At 65.5% G+C, this 17,611-nt stretch carries 15 protein-coding genes; 6 read left to right on the top strand and 9 right to left on the bottom strand.

The window, feature by feature from the left end; all coding sequences use genetic code 11:
• Positions 1 to 5 precede the first annotated feature (5 nt).
• The 6 genes from KXR83_RS17640 to KXR83_RS17615 all read right to left on the bottom strand — a co-directional run bounded on the left by KXR83_RS17640 (position 6) and on the right by KXR83_RS17615 (position 4,903).
• Positions 6 to 917 carry a type IV toxin-antitoxin system AbiEi family antitoxin domain-containing protein gene (locus KXR83_RS17640; protein WP_437425928.1) on the bottom strand — a complete coding sequence of 304 codons (912 nt, stop codon included), beginning with the start codon at positions 915 to 917 and terminating at the stop codon, positions 6 to 8.
• 184 nt (positions 918 to 1,101) lie between these two features.
• Positions 1,102 to 1,776, bottom strand: coding sequence for a TrmH family RNA methyltransferase (locus KXR83_RS17635; protein ID WP_437425927.1), 675 nt, complete (start codon positions 1,774 to 1,776; stop codon positions 1,102 to 1,104).
• Positions 1,777 to 2,340: an orotate phosphoribosyltransferase gene (gene pyrE / locus KXR83_RS17630; RefSeq protein WP_223249282.1), complete on the bottom strand. Its 564-nt coding sequence runs from the start codon at positions 2,338 to 2,340 to the stop codon at positions 1,777 to 1,779.
• Between the two features lie 2 nt (positions 2,341 to 2,342).
• Entirely contained in the window at positions 2,343 to 3,266 is a 924-nt protein-coding gene (locus KXR83_RS17625; RefSeq protein ID WP_437425926.1) for a hypothetical protein, read from the bottom strand.
• A gap of 88 nt (positions 3,267 to 3,354) precedes the next feature.
• Complete coding sequence (locus tag KXR83_RS17620; RefSeq protein ID WP_437425925.1) at positions 3,355 to 3,837, bottom strand: hypothetical protein; 483 nt, start codon at positions 3,835 to 3,837, stop codon at positions 3,355 to 3,357.
• Between the two features lie 73 nt (positions 3,838 to 3,910).
• Positions 3,911 to 4,903, bottom strand: a complete 993-nt coding sequence (locus tag KXR83_RS17615) for a D-2-hydroxyacid dehydrogenase (protein ID WP_437425924.1) — start codon at positions 4,901 to 4,903, stop codon at positions 3,911 to 3,913.
• 88 nt (positions 4,904 to 4,991) lie between these two features.
• On the opposite strand from KXR83_RS17615, the gene KXR83_RS17610 reads away from it, so the two are divergent.
• The 6 genes from KXR83_RS17610 to KXR83_RS17585 are packed head-to-tail and all read left to right on the top strand — an operon-like array spanning position 4,992 to position 14,413.
• A complete protein-coding gene (locus KXR83_RS17610) occupies positions 4,992 to 6,254 on the top strand; it encodes an aspartate aminotransferase family protein (RefSeq protein WP_437425923.1) in 1,263 nt (420 codons plus the stop codon).
• Positions 6,255 to 6,262: 8 nt separating this feature from the next.
• Positions 6,263 to 9,241 carry an FAD-binding and (Fe-S)-binding domain-containing protein gene (locus KXR83_RS17605; protein WP_437425922.1) on the top strand — a complete coding sequence of 993 codons (2,979 nt, stop codon included), beginning with the start codon at positions 6,263 to 6,265 and terminating at the stop codon, positions 9,239 to 9,241.
• Complete coding sequence (locus tag KXR83_RS17600) at positions 9,238 to 10,743, top strand: NAD-dependent succinate-semialdehyde dehydrogenase (protein WP_437425921.1); 1,506 nt, start codon at positions 9,238 to 9,240, stop codon at positions 10,741 to 10,743. The genes KXR83_RS17605 and KXR83_RS17600 overlap by 4 nt, the downstream gene beginning before the upstream one ends.
• 48 nt (positions 10,744 to 10,791) lie before the next feature.
• Positions 10,792 to 11,985: a M24 family metallopeptidase gene (locus KXR83_RS17595; RefSeq protein WP_030172377.1), complete on the top strand. Its 1,194-nt coding sequence runs from the start codon at positions 10,792 to 10,794 to the stop codon at positions 11,983 to 11,985.
• Between the two features lie 26 nt (positions 11,986 to 12,011).
• Complete coding sequence (locus tag KXR83_RS17590; protein ID WP_030172374.1) at positions 12,012 to 13,241, top strand: PLP-dependent aminotransferase family protein; 1,230 nt, start codon at positions 12,012 to 12,014, stop codon at positions 13,239 to 13,241.
• The gene (locus KXR83_RS17585; protein WP_437425920.1) at positions 13,238 to 14,413 is read left to right on the top strand and encodes a M20 family metallopeptidase; all 1,176 of its coding nucleotides are present in this window, start codon (positions 13,238 to 13,240) and stop codon (positions 14,411 to 14,413) included. Before KXR83_RS17590 ends, KXR83_RS17585 begins: the two co-directional genes overlap by 4 nt.
• A gap of 86 nt (positions 14,414 to 14,499) precedes the next feature.
• Here KXR83_RS17585 and KXR83_RS17580 read toward each other — a convergent pair whose 3' ends face one another.
• The 3 genes from KXR83_RS17580 to KXR83_RS17570 all read right to left on the bottom strand — a co-directional run bounded on the left by KXR83_RS17580 (position 14,500) and on the right by KXR83_RS17570 (position 17,330).
• Positions 14,500 to 15,888 carry an MFS transporter gene (locus KXR83_RS17580; protein ID WP_437425919.1) on the bottom strand — a complete coding sequence of 463 codons (1,389 nt, stop codon included), beginning with the start codon at positions 15,886 to 15,888 and terminating at the stop codon, positions 14,500 to 14,502.
• A gap of 151 nt (positions 15,889 to 16,039) precedes the next feature.
• Positions 16,040 to 16,822, bottom strand: a complete 783-nt coding sequence (locus KXR83_RS17575; protein ID WP_023955585.1) for a GntR family transcriptional regulator — start codon at positions 16,820 to 16,822, stop codon at positions 16,040 to 16,042.
• A gap of 121 nt (positions 16,823 to 16,943) precedes the next feature.
• Positions 16,944 to 17,330: a PPOX class F420-dependent oxidoreductase gene (locus tag KXR83_RS17570; RefSeq protein ID WP_437425918.1), complete on the bottom strand. Its 387-nt coding sequence runs from the start codon at positions 17,328 to 17,330 to the stop codon at positions 16,944 to 16,946.
• Positions 17,331 to 17,611: the final 281 nt, after the last annotated feature.

Genomic DNA, 17,611 nt, shown 5'->3' with positions numbered 1-17,611 from the left:
TTGGATCAGATGATCCCGCCCGTTCGAAGGCCGTCGCGGAGTAGTGCCCGGAACCGTCTCCGGTCCTGAAGGATCTTCCAGTCCCAGCGGACGACAACAAAGCCGTGACGGAGCAGACGATTGTGGCGTTCGCGTTCGGCGTGCCAGGACGCGCCGGCTTCCTGGCCGTCAGCCGTGTACTTGCCTCTCCCGTCGAACTCGCCGATGACCTTTCCGTCCCAGTCGAAGTCGCTACGGGCAAGGAACCTTCCGGCCGGCGAGAAGAACTCGTGCTGGAGTCGCGGTAGCGGGATGTCGCCCATCTCAATCATTCGCGCCCTGCTCAAGGACTCTCCGGCGGTCTCGGCTTTCTCGTCGGCATGACCGAGCGCGTTACGGAAGTTGGCGATGCCTCTGCTCCCGGCGAGACGATCCGCGAGACCTTCCAACTGGGCTCGCGGTACCCCGCGACGGAGTCCGCAATCCACCACCGTCAGTGCACCGGCAAAGTCGGAAGCGCACGCCACGTCCGCGACCGTTCGAGCCATCGACGTGACCCGGAACGAACCCACCTCCACGATGTCCTCGTCGAGTAGCTGTCCGCGGTGCAGGTAGACAGATCTTCCGCGTTCAGCACCCCGGTCCACGATGAAGTGGACCTGCCCGTAGTCGCGGCCGAGCGTGTCCACCTCGTGCAGGACGGCGGCAGATTGATGGCTCAGCACTCTCTGGCCCCTGGTCCGCCCGGCCACGGCCACTACCCGCCGCAAGTAGCTCTGCTCAGGGGTGAGATCCGACTGGGGTTCGCAGTAAGCGCCTCGGACCACACGCTCGAGTTCGCCGCGGCTCGTAGCCGTCCGCAATGCGCGATCTGTGCTCGCCCCACTACCAATCTGCACGGACCGCAGGATCAGGTTCACGTCGTCGATGCTCTCCACACCGCAATGGTCAGACATCGTTCGGTACCTGCTGAGCCCATCACCTGCCCGCGAACTGTTGCTGGGGATGACTGCTTCACTGTGGAGAACTCGACCTGTTCACACGTACGCAGGCTTTTCAGCAGAACGCAGGCACTGCAACGCCGGCATCTGAACACAAAGCCGGCAGATTTGAGGCCGGCGACTACCAGGCCTGTTTCAGGTCGGCATGTTGCCTGACCCAGGCATGCATGGCGATACCGGCAGCGACACCGGCGTTGATCGAACGGGTGGAACCGAATTGAGCGATGGAGACGGTGAGGTCGGCGTGGGCCTGGGCGTCGGCGCTCACGCCGGGTCCCTCTTGACCGAACAGCAGCACACATTCTCGCGGAAGGTCCGCGGTCTCGAGCGGCACCGACCCCGGGGTGTTGTCCACGGCCACCACGGCCAGCGACCGCGAGCGAGCCCATTCCATCAGGGCACTCACCGAATCATGATGCAGTACATGCTGATAGCGGTCAGTGACCATGGCGCCTCGCCGGTTCCAGCGTTTGCGTCCGACGATGTGGACCGCGGCGGCCGTGAAAGCGTTGGCGGTGCGCACCACGGTGCCGATGTTGCCGTCGTGCCCGAAGTTCTCGATGGCCACGTGGAAGGGGTGGCGGCGCGTGTCGAGGTCGGCGATGATGGCCTCGCGCGTCCAATACCGGTATGCGTCAACAACATTGCGCCGGTCACCCTCGGCGAGAAGGGTCGGGTCGTACCGGGGGTCCGCCGGCGGTTCGGTGCCGTACTCCTCGGACCAGGGACCCTTGCCGACCACGGGTTCGCCCCACTCGGTGGGCCCGGGCTCGGCGGTGGACTCGTCCTGGCTCACTCAGGCCAGGCCGATGTCACTCAACCCGAGCAGCGACCGGTATTCCACACCTTCGGCGGCGATGATCGCGTCGGCTCCGGTGGCCCGGTCCACCACTGTCGCCACCCCGACCACAGTGGCGCCGGCGTCGCGGAGGGCGCGCACCGCGGTGAGCGGTGAATTGCCCGTGGTGGTGGTGTCCTCGACCACCAGAACGCGCTTGCCCACGATGTCGGGCCCTTCGATCTGCCGTTGCATCCCATGGGCTTTCGCGGCTTTGCGCACCACAAACGAGTTGATCGGCCGTCCGGGCGCGTGCATGATCGCGGTGGCCACCGGGTCGGCGCCGAGGGTGAGTCCACCCGCCGCTTCGAAGTCCCAGTCGGCGGTCAGTTCCCGCAAAAGCATCCCGATCAGCGCGGAGGCCTCGTGGTGCAAGGTCGCGCGCCGGAGGTCGACGTAGTAGTCGGCCTCGGCGCCCGACGACAACGTGACCTTGCCGTGGACCACGGCGATTTCCTTGACGAGTTCAGCCAATCGCTCACGCGCCACCGGCGTCGCGTCGGCGCCGTCACGATCGGTCACGGTCACTGTGGTCCTCCGGGTCGGGGGCTCCCCGGCGGACCGGGCTGGCGCGGTATCGGTCCTGACGTTCGAACGGGCGGAACAGGTCCGCGTGTGACAGGCCCGGCACTTCGGGTCATCGGGCCTGATCCCTCAGTGCGACGGGTCGGGCCGGCCTCGCGGGCGTGGGCCCCCGATTCGGTTCGCGGCCCCGGATTGCGCTGCGGTCGCGGCAGATCCTCGCGGCGGATGTTCTCGGTACGGGGGTCGGCAAGGCCGCGACGCGCGCGCCCGGTGGGACTCGACGGGTCCCGCGGATCCGGCGTGCTCTGCGGATCGACGACGGGCGGCAGCACCCGCAACAGGTCGGTGAAGCGGCGAACGGTCTCCAGGGCGACGTCGAGACGTTCGGGGTCGTTGGTGATCGGCATCGACCCGAGCGACCACGCGCCCTCGTTCCAGAGGATCTGGATGTAGTCGGGAGCGTTGGTGGCCAAGGCGACCATGCGGCGATCGCACACGCGGCGGGCGACATCGAGGTGACTGGAGAACATCACCCTCTTGCCCATCGCGCCGAGCAGTTCGACATCGTCCTCGGCCGGCGCAAGAGTCTTCTCGTGCCGCAGATCGATTGTCACGTTTGATTCGGTGGTCCGGCGGATGGCCACGATGGTGGCGGTCTCGGCGAGGTCGAAGACGACGGTCTCTTCGCCGTAGTAGCTGCCGTAGGCCAGATCCTGGACCTCGATGTGGTCGGGCACATCCATCGCCGCCCGCCCGAACTCCGATTTCAGGGCCGGGTCGGAGTCGCGGTATTTGAACCCGTGCTGATCGCCCCACACTGCTCGTTCACGGCGCACCCCGGTGGTCCGCTTGCGGTCGAGCCACAGCAGAGCCAGGGCGCCGGCCAGCGCGAGGGCGGCGATCAGGAAGTAGACGGCAGTCATCACCGGTCAGCTTACCGTGGGGCGTCCGATTCGATACGCAGGCGAGGTTGCCGAGACCCGCACTCGCCCAGCGGGCCCCGCGAGGACGTCAGTTCTCGGGGATCGAACCGGAGACCCGGCCGTCCACGATGAGGTCGGCGGTCATCGTGCCATCGACCTTCACCACTCGGACGACAACCAGGTCACCGACGTCGAGGACGTCCAGCGAGCTGCCCTCGGTGGACTGCACGTGGGTGTCCGGACTGAGGATGAAGTGCTGTTTGCGGCCGTCGGCGGTGTGGACGTCGAGGGAGTCGGAGTTGATCTTGTCGATGGTGCAGAGCACCACCTTCGACCGTTCGGTGCTGAGGGCCTCGGGGATCTCTTCGGCGGTGGTCTCGCCCGAGAGCACTCCGGCCTGACTCGGCGGTTCGCTCGGGGTGACGTACTTGATCTGTGTCGACGCCTGACCCTGGTCGCTGCGCTCGGCGCCGAGATGGATGCAGTAACCGAGGGCCACGCCGGCAACCGCCAGGCCGGCGATGCACAACAGCGTCACGACCCTTGTCGAACGCGGCGTGGAATCAGTCACGTGTCCGAACATAGAAGCCGAGTCTGAGATCCGTCTGTGAATAGCGACAGCGGGGCCTGACTTGTTACCTCTGTCAGGGGTTTTCGCGCGCCCTGACGTAGCCGGCCTGCTTGTCGACCACGTTCATCAGCGGTTCGCCGGCGATGTAGCGCTGCAGGTTCAGCAGGAACTGACCGGCCAGTTCGTCGCCCCACCCGACCACGTCCCCGCTCATGTGCGCCGAGATGTGCACGTTCTCCATCTCCCACAGCGGGTTCTCGGCGGGCAGCGGCTCGGTTTCGAACACGTCGAGCGAGGCGGCTCCGATCGATCCCGTGCGCAACGCGTCGATGAGCGCCGTCTCGTCGACCAACTCCCCTCTTCCCACGTTGACCAGGTGCGCGGTCGGTTTCATCGCGGCCAGTACCGCGGCGTCGATCATGCGGGCGGTCTGAGCGGTGAGTGGGGCGATGGCGACCACCACGTCGAAGTCGCCGACATAGGAAGTCAGGTCTGCGGTGGCCCGCACCACACCGAAGTCCGGGTCGTGCGCACGTTCAGTGCGACCTGCGCCGGTGACCTGGAGGCCGGCGGCCTGCAGCAGGCGAGCGGTGGCGCGTCCGATCCCGCCGGTACCGATGACAAGCACCGAACGTCCGGCGGTCCGGGTGGTGTCACGGCGGATCCACCGCTTCTCCCGCTGGAGGGTTTTCGACAGGTGCAGCTGCTTGTCCTCGGCGAGGATCGAGCCGAGGACAAACTCGGCGATGGGTCCGTCGAAGACCCCGTGGGCGTTGGTGACGGTCACGTCCGACCGGCGCACGTCATCGAACAGCATTGCGTCGACGCCTGCTGCACAGACATGTACCCACCGGAGGTGCTCTGCGGCCGACCAGTTGTCGCGCAGAGCGGCAGAGAAGAAGTCCCACAACAGCAGAACGTCCGCACCGTCGAGCGCCTCACCCAGATCCGCCGTGGTGCATTGACGCACCGTCGCGATGTCGCGAATCGGCTCCAGGTTGCTGGGCGGGGCGAGTCCCTCGCGACCCAGTAGTGCGAGCACCGGCGGTGTGTTCGGCGTTGCCATGTGGCCCAGATTAGGGCAGCCCGGCGGAGCGTCCGTCGGCGACTGTCCAATTGTTGACAATCCATCAATCTGCCGTCACCGTGTACCCATGAGCCGCGCCACCCTCAGTCCTGCCCTCAAACAAGCCACGCCGGTTGTCGTCGATCACGCGAAGGGGTCGTGGATCCACGGCACGGACGGCCTCGACTATCTGGACTTCACCACCGGCATCGGCGTCACCAGCACCGGGCACTGCCATCCGAAAGTCGTTGCCGCAGCACAGGAACAATGCGGCAAGATCATTCACGCGCAGTACACCACCGTGATGCACAAGCCGCTGCTCGAGTTGACCGACAAACTCGGCGACCATCTGCCCACCGGGCTCGACTCGGTGTTCTACGCCAACTCCGGATCCGAGGCCGTGGAGGCCGCGGTCCGGCTGGCGCGGATGGCCACATCACGACCGAACATCGTTGTCTTTCAAGGCGGTTTCCACGGCCGCACCGTCGCTGCCGCGACCCTGACCACCGCCGGAACCCGGTTCTCCGCAGGCTTCTCCCCCTTGATGGGCGGCGTGCACATGGCGCCCTTCCCGTACGCCTACCGGTACGGCTGGGACGAGCAGACAGCAGTCGACTTCGCTCTCCGGGAACTCGACTACCTGTTCGCCTCACGCGTCGCGCCCAATGACACCGCCGCCTTCCTCATCGAACCGGTGCTGGGTGACGGCGGATACCTGCCCACGCCACCGGCATTCCTCGAGGGACTCCGCGAGCGCGCCGATCGATACGGCATCGTCCTCATCCTCGACGAGGTCCAGGCAGGCGTCGGGCGCACCGGCAAGTTCTGGGGACATCAGCACACCGACGGCCTGATTCCCGACATCCTCATCACAGCCAAGGGCATCGCCTCCGGTTTCCCGATCTCGGCCATCGCCGCACCCCGCGACCTGATGGCGGAGGCGTGGCCGGGTTCGCAGGGCGGTACATATGGCGGCAATGCGGTTGCCGCGGCCGCAGGCGTCGCGACGCTCGAGGTGATCGCCGAGGAGAACCTCGTCGACAACGCGCGCATCCGGGGCGACCAGATGCTCCGCGGACTTGCCGAGCTGGCTCCGAAGTTCCCGCAGATCGGCAACGTCCGCGGGATCGGCCTCATGGCCGGCATCGAGTTCGTCGACGATGCGGGCACACCTGACAGTGTTACTGCAGCCGCCGTGCAGCAGGCGTGCATACCCGAGCAACTGCTGACGCTGACGTGTGGACCGATGGGCAACGTTGTTCGCCTCATCCCCGCCCTGGTGATCTCAGAAGACGAAATGGCCACGGGTCTGAACAGATTCGAGGCCGCCTTGACCGCGGCACTGGGATAGCGGGGGTGATGGACCCCGAACTGTCCGGCTCCCGTGTCGCCACTGATCTACAAGCGCTCGGGCTGAGCGCCGACGCCTCGTCCCGCCGTCTCACCGAATACTCCTACGACGCCTCGAACTACCGGCTCAGGCCCCTCACGGTGGTCTTTCCGCGAGACGATCACGAGGTGGCCGCCGCGGCCGCCTACTGTCACCGACATCACCTGACGCTCACCGCTCGCGGTGGCGGAACGGGTATGGGCGGCAACGCGATCGGAACCGGCGTGGTGCTGGACTTCTCCCGGCACATGAACAGACTCATCTCTGTTGATCCGCACGGGAGGACGGCGGTGGCGCAGGCCGGCATGGTTCTCACCACCCTGCAGCACCAGGTCGCGGCCCAGACCGACGGTGAACTGACCTTCGCCCCGGACCCCTCGAGCCAGTCCCGGGCAACCCTCGGCGGGGCCATCGGCAACGACGCCTGCGGCAACCACTCGGTGCGCCATGGGCGCACCACCGACCACGTCGAGGCCCTGAATCTCGTCACGGCCGATGGACTGCGCCTCACCGCATCCCGTGACGGGTTGAGCGCAACCGATCCCTCCGACACCGAAGCGGTGGCCCGGGCGGCCCAACTGGGTGCGGCGATGCGCGAGCTGACGGCGACGAACATGGCAATCCTGCGCACCGAGATGGACCGGATCCCACGCCAGGTGTCCGGCTACCACCTCGGTAAGTTGCTGCCCGAAAACGGCTTTGATGTAGCCCGCGCCCTGGTCGGCACCGAAGGCACCTGCGCGATCGTGGTCTCGGCCACCGTTCGTCTCGTGCCCGCGCCCACCAGTGCGCTTCTGCTCTGTCTCGGCTACCGCAACGTGGTGGACGCCGCCCGCGACGTACCGACCCTGCTCGAGTTCAAGCCCTCGGCCATCGAAGGTATCGACGAGCGCATCGTCGAGACGATGCGAGCGCGTCGAGGCGACGACTCCGTGGTGGGCCTGCCACAGGGAAATGCCTGGCTGTACGTGGATCTCGACGAAGAGAGCAGCTCGAACGTGCCCCAGGCGGCGCAGGACCTTCTCGACAAGCTCTACACCAACGGCCGACTGGTGGACGGCCGGACGGTGCCCGACCGGCAGCAACGGGTCTCGCTGTGGCGTATCCGGGAGGACGGCGCCGGATTGTCTTCGCGGCTGGTGGCACCGCAGCAGGTGAACCCAGAAGACGGCGGCGACGGCGGTAGCTACGAATCCTGGCCCGGCTGGGAGGATTCGGCCGTTGCCCCCGAAAGGCTGGCCGACTATCTGGAAGGGTTCACCGCACTGCTCGACCACCACGGCCTGACCGGTGTCATGTACGGACACTTCGGCGCCGGGTGCATGCATGTCCGGATCACCTTCGACCTCCGCAGTGCGCAAGGCCGGGCCGTGATGAGAGAGTTCTGTCATGACGCCGCCGAACTCGTTGTGCGTCACGGGGGTTCGCTGTCGGGTGAACACGGCGATGGCCGGGCCCGCTCGGAGCTGTTGCCCCTGATGTACTCGCCTCAGATGATCAAGGCCTTCGGTGCCTTCAAGCGGATCTGGGATCCGGCAGCCATCCTCAACCCCGGCAGCATCGTCGATCCGGACCCCATCGATGCGAATCTTGTGCTCGCCGATGTGCCCAACCGCGTATGGCGCACCAGTTTCGATCTCGGCACGCCCAGGACCCGGGACGATGGGCAGCCGGGCCTCGACCCCTTCGTGCACGCCGTCCAGGGGTGTATCGGTGTCGGCCGCTGCCGATCCGATTCCGGTGGCGTGATGTGCCCCAGCTATCGCGCCACCCGCGACGAGAAGGACTCCACGCGCGGCCGGGCCCGCGTGCTGCAGGAGATGGTTCGCACCGCACCCGACATCGAATCAGGATGGCGCGACGAGGATTCCCGCGAAGCGCTCGATTTGTGTCTGTCATGCAAGGCGTGTTCAACCGATTGCCCGGTGGGCGTCGACATGGCCACGTACAAGTCCGAGTTCTTCTCCAACTACTACCGGCGGCGCCTGCGACCGCTGTCGCACTATTCGCTCGGCTGGATGCCTGCCTGGCTGGGAGCCGCAACGGCTCTGGCCCCCGTCATCAACAGGATGCTGGCGGGCCGCCTCGCCGGTCTCGCATCCCGCGCCGGTGGGCTCGATCCGCGACGCACCATGCCCGCCTTCGCCACCCGCAAACAGGTGCACACCGCGATGGCCGATCTACGCACCGACCCGACGTCCGATGTGGTGCTGTTCGTCGACTCGTTCACCAAGGCGTTCCGGCCACACGTCGCCGCTGCGGCGGCGCGGGTCCTGGAGTCGGGAGGCCAGACCGTGAGCTGCTCGGCTGACCAATGTTGCGCGCTCACCTGGATCTCCACCGGGCAACTCGATCACGCGCGAAAGGTGCTGACCCGTACCGCCGCTTCTCTCGACGACGGGACCGACCGGCCGATCGTGGTGCCCGAACCGAGCTGCGCCGCCGCACTGCGCAAGGACCTCCCGGAGTTGGTGCACAGCGAGGTCGCCCGCCGGGTTGCTTCACGGGTCCGGAGTTTCGCCGACGAGGTCGGCCATCTGCTCGACGATGGGTGGGAACCACCCGTGCCGTTGCCCGCGGACGTCGTTGTACAGACCCATTGCCACGAGTACTCGGCGTTCGGGCCCACCGTGCAGCAAGGGGTCCTGCGCAGACTCGGAGCGGCCAAGGTCGAGCAGGCCGACGGATGCTGCGGTGTGGCAGGCAATTTCGGCTTCGAGAAAGGTCACTACGACGTCAGCATGGGCGTCGCCGAACAGGCGCTCGCCCCAGCTCTGCGGACCCGGGACCAGTCCACACCGGTCCTCACCGACGGATTCAGTTGTGCGATGGCTGTCTCACACCTCTCAGCCACCGACGACACCGTGCCGGCCGTCGAGTCGGTCCACCTGGCCGAACTACTCGACCCGGCCAATTCATCCGAGACCACCGAGGAGGTTCGACCATGACGACATCCACCGTCACGCCCGCCGCCCAGAACGCCGAACGGCGTACCAGGGCAGCCGAGCTGATCGCTTCACTGCCCACCGGCCTGTACATCGGTGGCGAGTGGGTGCCAGCAGCGGACGGCGCCACCTTCGCGGTGGAGAACCCCGCCACCGGTGAGGTCATCGCCCACGTCGCCAAGGGTGCACAGGCCGATGCCGCTGCGGCCATCGAGTCGGCCGCGGCCACCCAGAAGAGCTGGGCCGCAACACCGCCGCGCGCACGCAGTGACATCCTCCGCCGGGCATACGAGCTGATCCTGGAACGACAGGAGGATCTGGCGCTCATCATGACCACCGAGATGGGCAAGCCGCTGGCCGAGGCGCGAGGCGAAGTGGCCTATGGCGCAGAGTTCTTCCGGTGGTTCTCCGAAGAGGCGGTCCGGATCGACGGTGGCCACACCACCACCGGCGACGGCGCAAACCGCATCCTGGTGACGAAGGAGCCGGTGGGACCGTGCATCCTCATCACCCCGTGGAACTTCCCATTGGCGATGGGCACCCGCAAGATCGGGCCTGCGATCGCAGCCGGCTGCACCATGGTGTTCAAGCCTGCCGAACTCACCCCGCTCACAACACTTGCCCTCACCGAGATCCTCACGCTCGCCGGCTTGCCTGCCGGTGTGCTGAACGTGGTCACCACCGACGACCCCGGTTCCGTGGTGGAGACCTGGATGGACAGCGGCCTGGCCCGCAAGGTCAGCTTCACCGGTTCCACCCAGGTCGGAAAGCTGCTGCTGGAGCAGGCATCTCGGACCGTGATGCGCACGTCGATGGAACTGGGCGGCAACGCACCGTTCATCGTCTGCCCCGACGCCGACCTCGACAAGGCCGTCGGCGGCGCGATGGTCGCCAAGATGCGCAACATGGGTGAGGCCTGCACGGCAGCCAACCGGATGTTCGTGCACCGCAGCGTGGCCGACGAGTTCGCCAGGAAGCTGGCCGAACGGATGGGCGCGTTGAACGTCGGCAACGGCGTGGACCAGGGCACCCAGGTGGGGCCGCTCGTCGAGCGCAAGGCCGTCGACAAGGTCCGCACCCTGGTGTCGGACGCCGTCGAACGAGGGGCCACCGTGGTGGTGGGCGGTGAGGAGGGTGCTGATGCCGGCTACTTCTATCAGCCGACGGTGCTCTCTGGTGTCGACCCGCGCTCAGACCTGATGGGTACCGAGATCTTCGGGCCGGTGGCACCGGTCATCCCCTATGACACCGAAGAGGAGGTGATCGAGATGGCCAACAACACACCGTGGGGCCTGGTCGGCTATCTGTTCACCCAGGACATCGATCGTGGGCTGCGGATGTCGTCGGCACTTGAAGTCGGAATGGTGGGTCTCAACACAGGTTTGGTCTCCAACCCTGCAGCACCCTTCGGTGGGGTGAAACAATCCGGATTGGGCCGCGAAGGCGGCCGGGTCGGGATCGAGGAGTTCCTCGAGATCAAGTATCTCGCCATACCCAGGACCTGATCAGACCTGCAAACCGCGAACATTCACCGAAAGGTGTGAGGACACAGTATGTATCTCGGATCGCAGCTGTTCACCGACGCCGAATACGAGCAGCGGCTGGCGGCTGTCCGCAAGTTGATGGACCGCCAGGGGCTGTCGGCGATCATCGTCACGGACCCGGCCAACATCTTCTATCTCATCGGATACAACGCGTGGTCGTTCTACACCCCGCAGATGTTGTTCGTCCCGATGGATGGCGACATGGTGTTCTTCGCGCGCGACATGGACGCTCGCGGTGCGCATCGCACCACCTGGCTGCCCGACGAGCAGATCGTCGGCTATCCCGAGAGCTACATCCACAGGCCCCACGTGCATCCGTTCGACTGGGTGGCATTCGCCTTGCGGCAGCGCCATCTGATCGCGCCGGCGTCGCGTGGCGGCTCCGTCGGCTTGGAGATGGACTCTCACTTCTTCTCTCCCAAGGCGTATCGGGCGCTGTTCAACGCGATTCCGGAGTGGAAGCTGGTGGACTGCTTCGAGCTCGTGAACTGGGTGCGGTCCGTCAAGTCGGATGCCGAGGTGCAGCTCATGCGTCAGGCGGGCATGGTGTGCTCAGAGGCAATGCGCGCGGCCATCGACACCATCGACATCGGAGTGCGACAGTGTGATGCGGCAGCGGCGATCTCGCAGGCCCAGATCACCGGTACCGATCAATTCGGCGGCGACTATCCGGCCATCGTGCCGATGATGCCGACGGGCGAAGCAGCCGACACGCCCCATCTCACCTGGCACCAAGGCACTTTCGTCGGTGGTGAGGCAGTTGTGGTCGAACTGACGGGCGCCCACAACCGGTACCACTGCCCTCTCGCCCGCACCGTGTCACTCGGCCCGGTGAACAAGGATGTCGACTACGTTGCCGGGGCCACCGCAGAGGGCCTCAACAACGTTCTCGACGCCATCGCACCGGGGGTGCCGACGCGGGAGCTCGCTTCCACGTGGAACTGGACCCTGGCCAAGTACGGACTCGAAAAGCCTTCTCGACTGGGCTATTCGATCGGTATCGGCTACCCACCCGACTGGGGTGAGCGCACCATCAGCATCCGGACCGAGGACGAGACGATCCTCGAGGAGAACATGACATTCCACATCGTGTGTGGAATGTGGATGGACGGCTACGGATTCGAGTTGTCCGAGTCGGTGCGGGTGAGCGCGACCGGGGTCGAGACGTTCACCAGCTTTCCGCGAGACCTGATCCGCAAGTGACCTGATGAGAAGTGAGAGGTGACCGCATGACCGCAACCGATCTGTCCCACTCCAGCCGCACGTTCCCGCTGGCCGGCCGGGCCAAAGATCTGGTCGGGTCGATGATCGACTCGTCGACGTCGCTGCTCGCGGCGCAGAAGCACGACATCGTCCGATTCGCCATGGGTTCGCCCGCCGACGAGGCAGTACCCGCCGACGAGTTCCGCGAGATAGCCGGCAGCATCCTCGACCACACGTCGTTCACCTACGGCGCTTCCGAAGGCGAGCCGCGCCTGCTCGACCTACTGGTCAAATACCTTGCCGGTACCCCTGATCCGGCATCCGAGGACCGACTGGTCATCACCACCGGCGGCATGCAGGGACTCGATCTGGCCTGCAAGTTGTTCGTCGACCCCGGCGACCTGGTGATCGTCGAGTCGCCCACGTACACCAACGGAAGCGCCACCGCCCTGTCATACGGGGCTCAGCTACTCGAGGTGCCGGTGGACGACGAGGGACTCATGGTGGACCAGCTGCCGGATCTGGTCGCGCGAACTCACCGGACCCCCAAGGCCATCTACACGATCCCCAACTTCCAGAACCCGAGTGGCGTCACGTTGTCGCTGGAACGGCGAATCGCGTTGCTGGAGTTGGCCCACAAGTGGGGCGCGGTCATCATCGACGACGATCCGTACGCGCTGCTGCGGTTCTCGGGCGAGGACATCCCCACATTCCGGACCCTGAGTCCCGATGACCCACTGCTGTTCTCGGTCCGCACGTTCTCGAAGATCCTCGCTCCGGGATGGCGCGTCGGATGGGTGGACGCCGACCCCGCGCTGCGGCAACTGCTGATCAACGGCAAGCAGGCGATGGACACTTGTACCAACGTGCCCAACCAGCACATCGTGGCCGAGTACATCTCGCGTGGTGGTTTGGAAGACCATCTGGTGATGCTGCGCGACCTGTACCGAATTCGTCGCGACGCGATGATCGCCTCTCTGCACACACATCTGGGCGATGAGGTGGCCACCACACATCCCGAGGGTGGCTTCTTCCTCTGGGTGACGTTGCAAGGGAAGTATGCCGGTATCGACACCCGCGAGCTGTTCGAGATCGCACTGGCAGAAGGTGTTGCGTTCATTCCGGGCCCGGCATTGTCGCCCGGTGGCCACTACCGGAACGCGCTGCGGCTGTGTTTCGCATCCAGCACACCCGACCGCATCGACGAGGGTGTGAAGCGGCTGCGGACCGCACTGGATCTGGCACTGGCGGCATGACCGAACGGTCTGTTCTCGAGCTGATCGACGAGCCGGAGTTGGTGGCACTGACGTGCTCGCTCATCGACGCGGGCGGCGAGAATCCCGGCGGCACCGAGCAACAGACAGTCCAGGTACTCCAAAAAGCCTGTCACGAACTCGGTTTCATCGTCGACAGCTGGGAGGTGGCCCCGGGCCGACCGAATCTGACTGCGACACTCCCCGGCACCGGCAACGCACCCGGTCTCATGGTCCTCGGCCATTCGGACGTGGTACCTGCCGGTGACGGATGGACACGCGATCCGTTCGAATCCACGGTCGACGCGGGGCGGATCTACGGTCGCGGCGCCACCGACATGAAGGGTGGTCTCGCGGCGGCGGTCATCGCGATGGCGGCCTTGTCGCGGTCGGGGGTGGAGCTACCCGGGCCCGTCCAATTGGCCTGCACCGTCGACGAGGAAGACCTCGGCATCGGCATCCGCGATTTTGTGACCCGGAGCGATGGATCGTATCGATTCGCCGGTTGCGTCGTCGCCGAACCGACCGACCTCGAAACCGTGATCGCTTGTCGCGGAGCCTCTTATCTCGAGGCCCGGGTCACGGGGAGGGCCGCACATTCGGGTCGCCCGGCAGATGGCCGCAACGCCATCGACGCTGCCGCCGCGATCATCGACCTCGTCCGCGCCGACGCCCGACGACTTGGGCGCTCACTTGACCCGCTCCTGGGCTCGGGAACCTGGAACACCGGGCTGATCGAAGGCGGGCAGGGCATCTCGGTGGTCGCGCCGCATGCCACCGTCAGCTTCGACCGCCGGCTGATGCCAGGGGAAGACGCCTACGCAGTGGCCTCCTGGCTACGCGGCGCCATCACCGAAGCGGGCATCGACAGCGACGGCATCACGGTGGATGTGGAGGTGACGATGTATATGCCGGGTTTTCAGACCGCCACCGACCACCCGCTGGTCACCGAGGCCGCTCGTGCCGTCGGCGACGCCGGCGGCCATACCGAGATCACCGGCTGGACCGCCGCGTGCGACGGAGGTTTCATCAGCCGGGACCTCGGGATCCCCGCGATCGTGCTGGGCCCTGGTGGCCTCAACGATCAGGCACACCGCCCGGATGAATCGGTCTCGATTCACGAATTGGTGACCGCTGCAAAGGCATACGCACTGCTGGCGCTGCGCCTTCTCTGACCGGCAACCGGTCACGATCGTCCCCGTGGACGCCGCCGAAAGGCGAATTGCCCTCGACGACGTCCCACGGGGACGATCGTGGTGCGTCAGCTGTTGTGCACCAACTTCTTCTCGGCGTCGGTTTCCTCACCTGGGATCTCGGTGCCCCGAATCGAGAAGCCTGCCGTCTCGCGCAGGAAGGGCAGCGCGATCATGCCGATCGCGCAGGCGAGCATCATGTAGCCGGCCGGGAACAACTCCCAACCCTCGTTCTCGGTGACCGCGTCGTTGATCAGCGGCGCCGTGCCTCCGAACGCCGCCGTGGCCACGTTGTAGGAGATGGCGAACCCGGCGTACCGCACCTGCGTGGGGAACATGGCCGGGAACGTTGCCGAGATGGTCGACAGCTGCGGGATGTACAGCAGCCCCAGCACCAGGAATCCGACGATGGCCCAACCGAAGCCCTGCCCCATCAGCCAGTACATCGGCAGGGCGAACACGAACAAACCGATCAGCGAGCCCCACCACATCGGTTTGCGGCCGATCTTGTCCGACCAGGCACCGAAGAACGGGATACACGCCATCATCGCCAGTTCTCCGATGAGGATGACAACGGTGCCGGTGGTCTCGCTCATGCCGATGGTGGTCTTGAGGTAGGTCGGCTGGTACGCCAGCAACGTGTAGTTGGCCACGTTGAGGGCGATCACCAGGCCGAACATCACCAGGATGGGCTGCCAGTAGTTGGTGAGCAGATCCTTGAACCGCGTCCACGCGGTGCCCTCGATCTCATCCTTCTGCTCGAGTTCCTTGAAGACCGGTGTGTCTTCCATCTGATTTCGGAGATACAGACCCACCAGGCCCAGTGGCAAAGCGAGCAGGAACGGGATCCGCCAGCCCCAGGTCTCCATCTGTTGGTCGCTGAGCGCCAGTTCGAGCAGCAGCACGATGGCGGTGCCCATCACGAACCCGGCCAGTGTGCCGAACTCGAGGAAGCTCCCGTAGCGGCCGCGCTTCTTGTCCGGCGCGTATTCGGCCATGAACGTTGCCGCTCCGCCGTATTCGCCTCCGGTGGAGAATCCCTGGACCACCCGGAGCGCGATCAACAGGATGGGCGCCCACACACCGGCGACTGCGTGCGTGGGCAGCAGTCCGATGAGGGCGGTGGCGCCCGAGATGAGCAGAATTGTCATGGCCAGCACGGCTTTTCGGCCGATGCGGTCGCCGATCGGACCCCAGATCATGCCGCCGAGCGGTCGGAGCACAAATGAGATCGCAAAACCCAGCATCGTGCCGATGGTCCCGAGGTCGCCGGGGAAGAAAGCTTGCGTGAGATAGGTCGTGGTGGCGGCGTAGACGCCGTAGTCGTACCACTCGGTCGCGTTGCCGATGGCGGATGCGCCGATGGCCTTGCGTAAGAGCTTCTTGCCTTCCGGTGAATCCGGATCCGGAAATCCTGGTGCAACGTCTGAATTCGATTTCGCGATGTTCGGGCTCATTGATACCCCCTTCAACTGAAGACGTCGGGCTCTGGTGTCTTCGAGGCCCACAGATTCCTGCTACTTCCGCGTTTTGAAAGCAGGTGACTAGGCGTTTGTCGGTGCAGGCCTCCTCGAGGGTGGTGGCCCCGGCAGGTTGCCGAAGCCCGATCTATCTTCCCGATACCGGTCGGTTGACGGGCACGTTCGGACTCGACGTTATCGCTGCGCCACCGAACTGAGATACGGCACCCGGTTCGGCGATGATTCGCCGCAACCCGTCCCGCATGTGGTCGACCATCAGTTCGTCGGCCGATTTTGTGTCCCGCTGCGCGATTGCCGAAACGATGCGGCGGTGTTCGGAGATACGCTCTTCGGCGGATACGTAGGTGCCTCGCATGGCCCCCAGACACATCCGTGTCTCGACGAGAATGGTCTCGTGAAGTCGCGAGAGCCGGGGGCTGCCTGCGAGTTCTACGAGTTCGTGGTGAAATGCCATGTCCGCGTCCGCAATCTGCGGGCCGTTGGGGTCGTCCGCGTGCCGCTCCATCTCCTCAACTGCGGCGGTGAGGACGTCGACGGCGTCGTCGGGGCGGCGCAGGATCACCTGTTCGAGTGCGGCGCGCTCGACCGCGGCGCGGGCGACGTACATGTCCCTGATGTCGTCGTCGTCCATCGTGATCACGAACAGTCCGCGGTTCCGGTAGCTGACCAGCAGCCCTTCCTGCGTCAACCGCTGCATGGCCTCCCGCAGAGGTCCGCGGCTGACACCCAGATCGGCCGCCAGGCCCGATTCGGTCAGTTGCGAGCCGGGAGGAAAGTCGCCTTTGGCGATGGCTGCACGCAGTTGACGGGCGATGATGGCCGGGGTCGACTCCTGGACCAGGGGTTCGAGTACCCGAGGCCTGGCCACCCGACCGCGGGCACCGCCGGACTTCTTGATCTCATCGGACATGAGTCACCGCACCCAAACCCCCTCGCGTTCCGTCTTCGTAGATTGTTGACAATCTACCGCAACGGTTGGCTCACACAACATACCTGCCGGTTTTTGGCGGCGACGGGAACACTCGGGCCAGTCAGTTGTCTGCGGTGATCGCCAACCCCACGGTGCCCTTCTTGCCCCTGCGCAGCAGGCTGCCCTTGACCGTGACCCATCCGAGGAGTCCGTACTTCTTCTGCACCACATCCCTGGCGTGGTCGCTGCCCGGCGTATCGAGGATCTGGGCTGTGCCGGACACGGGATCGCCATACGTCTGCTTACCCCGCACGTCGCACGCCTGGACCACAACGGCCGGGTTACGACGGAGCCGCTTCACCTTCCACGAATCGGTCACCGTCCACATCAACAACTTGTCGCCGTCGAGCGCCGCCCACAACGGCGAGGACACCGGCGTCCCGTCTTTACGGAACGTGGTCAGCTGCACGTATTTTGCGGTTCCTGCCTGCCCAAACGGTGTTGTCATCACATGCCCTTCGTCGTCAGCCCTTGTCCGCAGATGCTACGCACCCGGTGGGGTACGCCTTTCAACGTCGACAACACCTCGACATGACGTCGGCGATGATCGCGTACCCGATGAGAGGCACGGCAGTTGGTTGGCTGGCGAATACCGTGCCGCGGCAGAATGATTCGTGCTATCGAGGCCACCCACAATTGTCGGCACTCGAACATGTGTTCGACAAATGGCCCGGCATCGAGGTAGCCTGGGAACCAGTTGATCGAGGCCCGGGGGGGGACCAACCGATG

The organism is Williamsia muralis, from assembly GCF_051487485.1.
GTDB classification, from domain to species: domain Bacteria; phylum Actinomycetota; class Actinomycetes; order Mycobacteriales; family Mycobacteriaceae; genus Williamsia; species Williamsia muralis_B.
This window is presented reverse-complemented; position numbering and strand designations above follow the sequence as displayed.

Excerpts from the sequence above, each read along its gene's own strand:
- KXR83_RS17625 (WP_437425926.1), bottom strand. The coding sequence starts at position 3,266 with ATGACTGCCGTCTACTTCCTGATCGCCGCCCTCGCGCTGGCCGGCGCC.
- KXR83_RS17615 (WP_437425924.1), bottom strand. The coding sequence starts at position 4,903 with ATGGCAACGCCGAACACACCGCCGGTGCTCGCACTACTGGGTCGCGAG.
- KXR83_RS17610 (WP_437425923.1), top strand. The coding sequence starts at position 4,992 with ATGAGCCGCGCCACCCTCAGTCCTGCCCTCAAACAAGCCACGCCGGTT.
- KXR83_RS17605 (WP_437425922.1), top strand. The coding sequence starts at position 6,263 with ATGGACCCCGAACTGTCCGGCTCCCGTGTCGCCACTGATCTACAAGCG.
- KXR83_RS17600 (WP_437425921.1), top strand. The coding sequence starts at position 9,238 with ATGACGACATCCACCGTCACGCCCGCCGCCCAGAACGCCGAACGGCGT.
- KXR83_RS17595 (WP_030172377.1), top strand. The coding sequence starts at position 10,792 with ATGTATCTCGGATCGCAGCTGTTCACCGACGCCGAATACGAGCAGCGG.
- KXR83_RS17590 (WP_030172374.1), top strand. The coding sequence starts at position 12,012 with ATGACCGCAACCGATCTGTCCCACTCCAGCCGCACGTTCCCGCTGGCC.
- KXR83_RS17585 (WP_437425920.1), top strand. The coding sequence starts at position 13,238 with ATGACCGAACGGTCTGTTCTCGAGCTGATCGACGAGCCGGAGTTGGTG.
- KXR83_RS17580 (WP_437425919.1), bottom strand. The coding sequence starts at position 15,888 with ATGAGCCCGAACATCGCGAAATCGAATTCAGACGTTGCACCAGGATTT.
- KXR83_RS17575 (WP_023955585.1), bottom strand. The coding sequence starts at position 16,822 with ATGTCCGATGAGATCAAGAAGTCCGGCGGTGCCCGCGGTCGGGTGGCC.
- KXR83_RS17570 (WP_437425918.1), bottom strand. The coding sequence starts at position 17,330 with ATGACAACACCGTTTGGGCAGGCAGGAACCGCAAAATACGTGCAGCTG.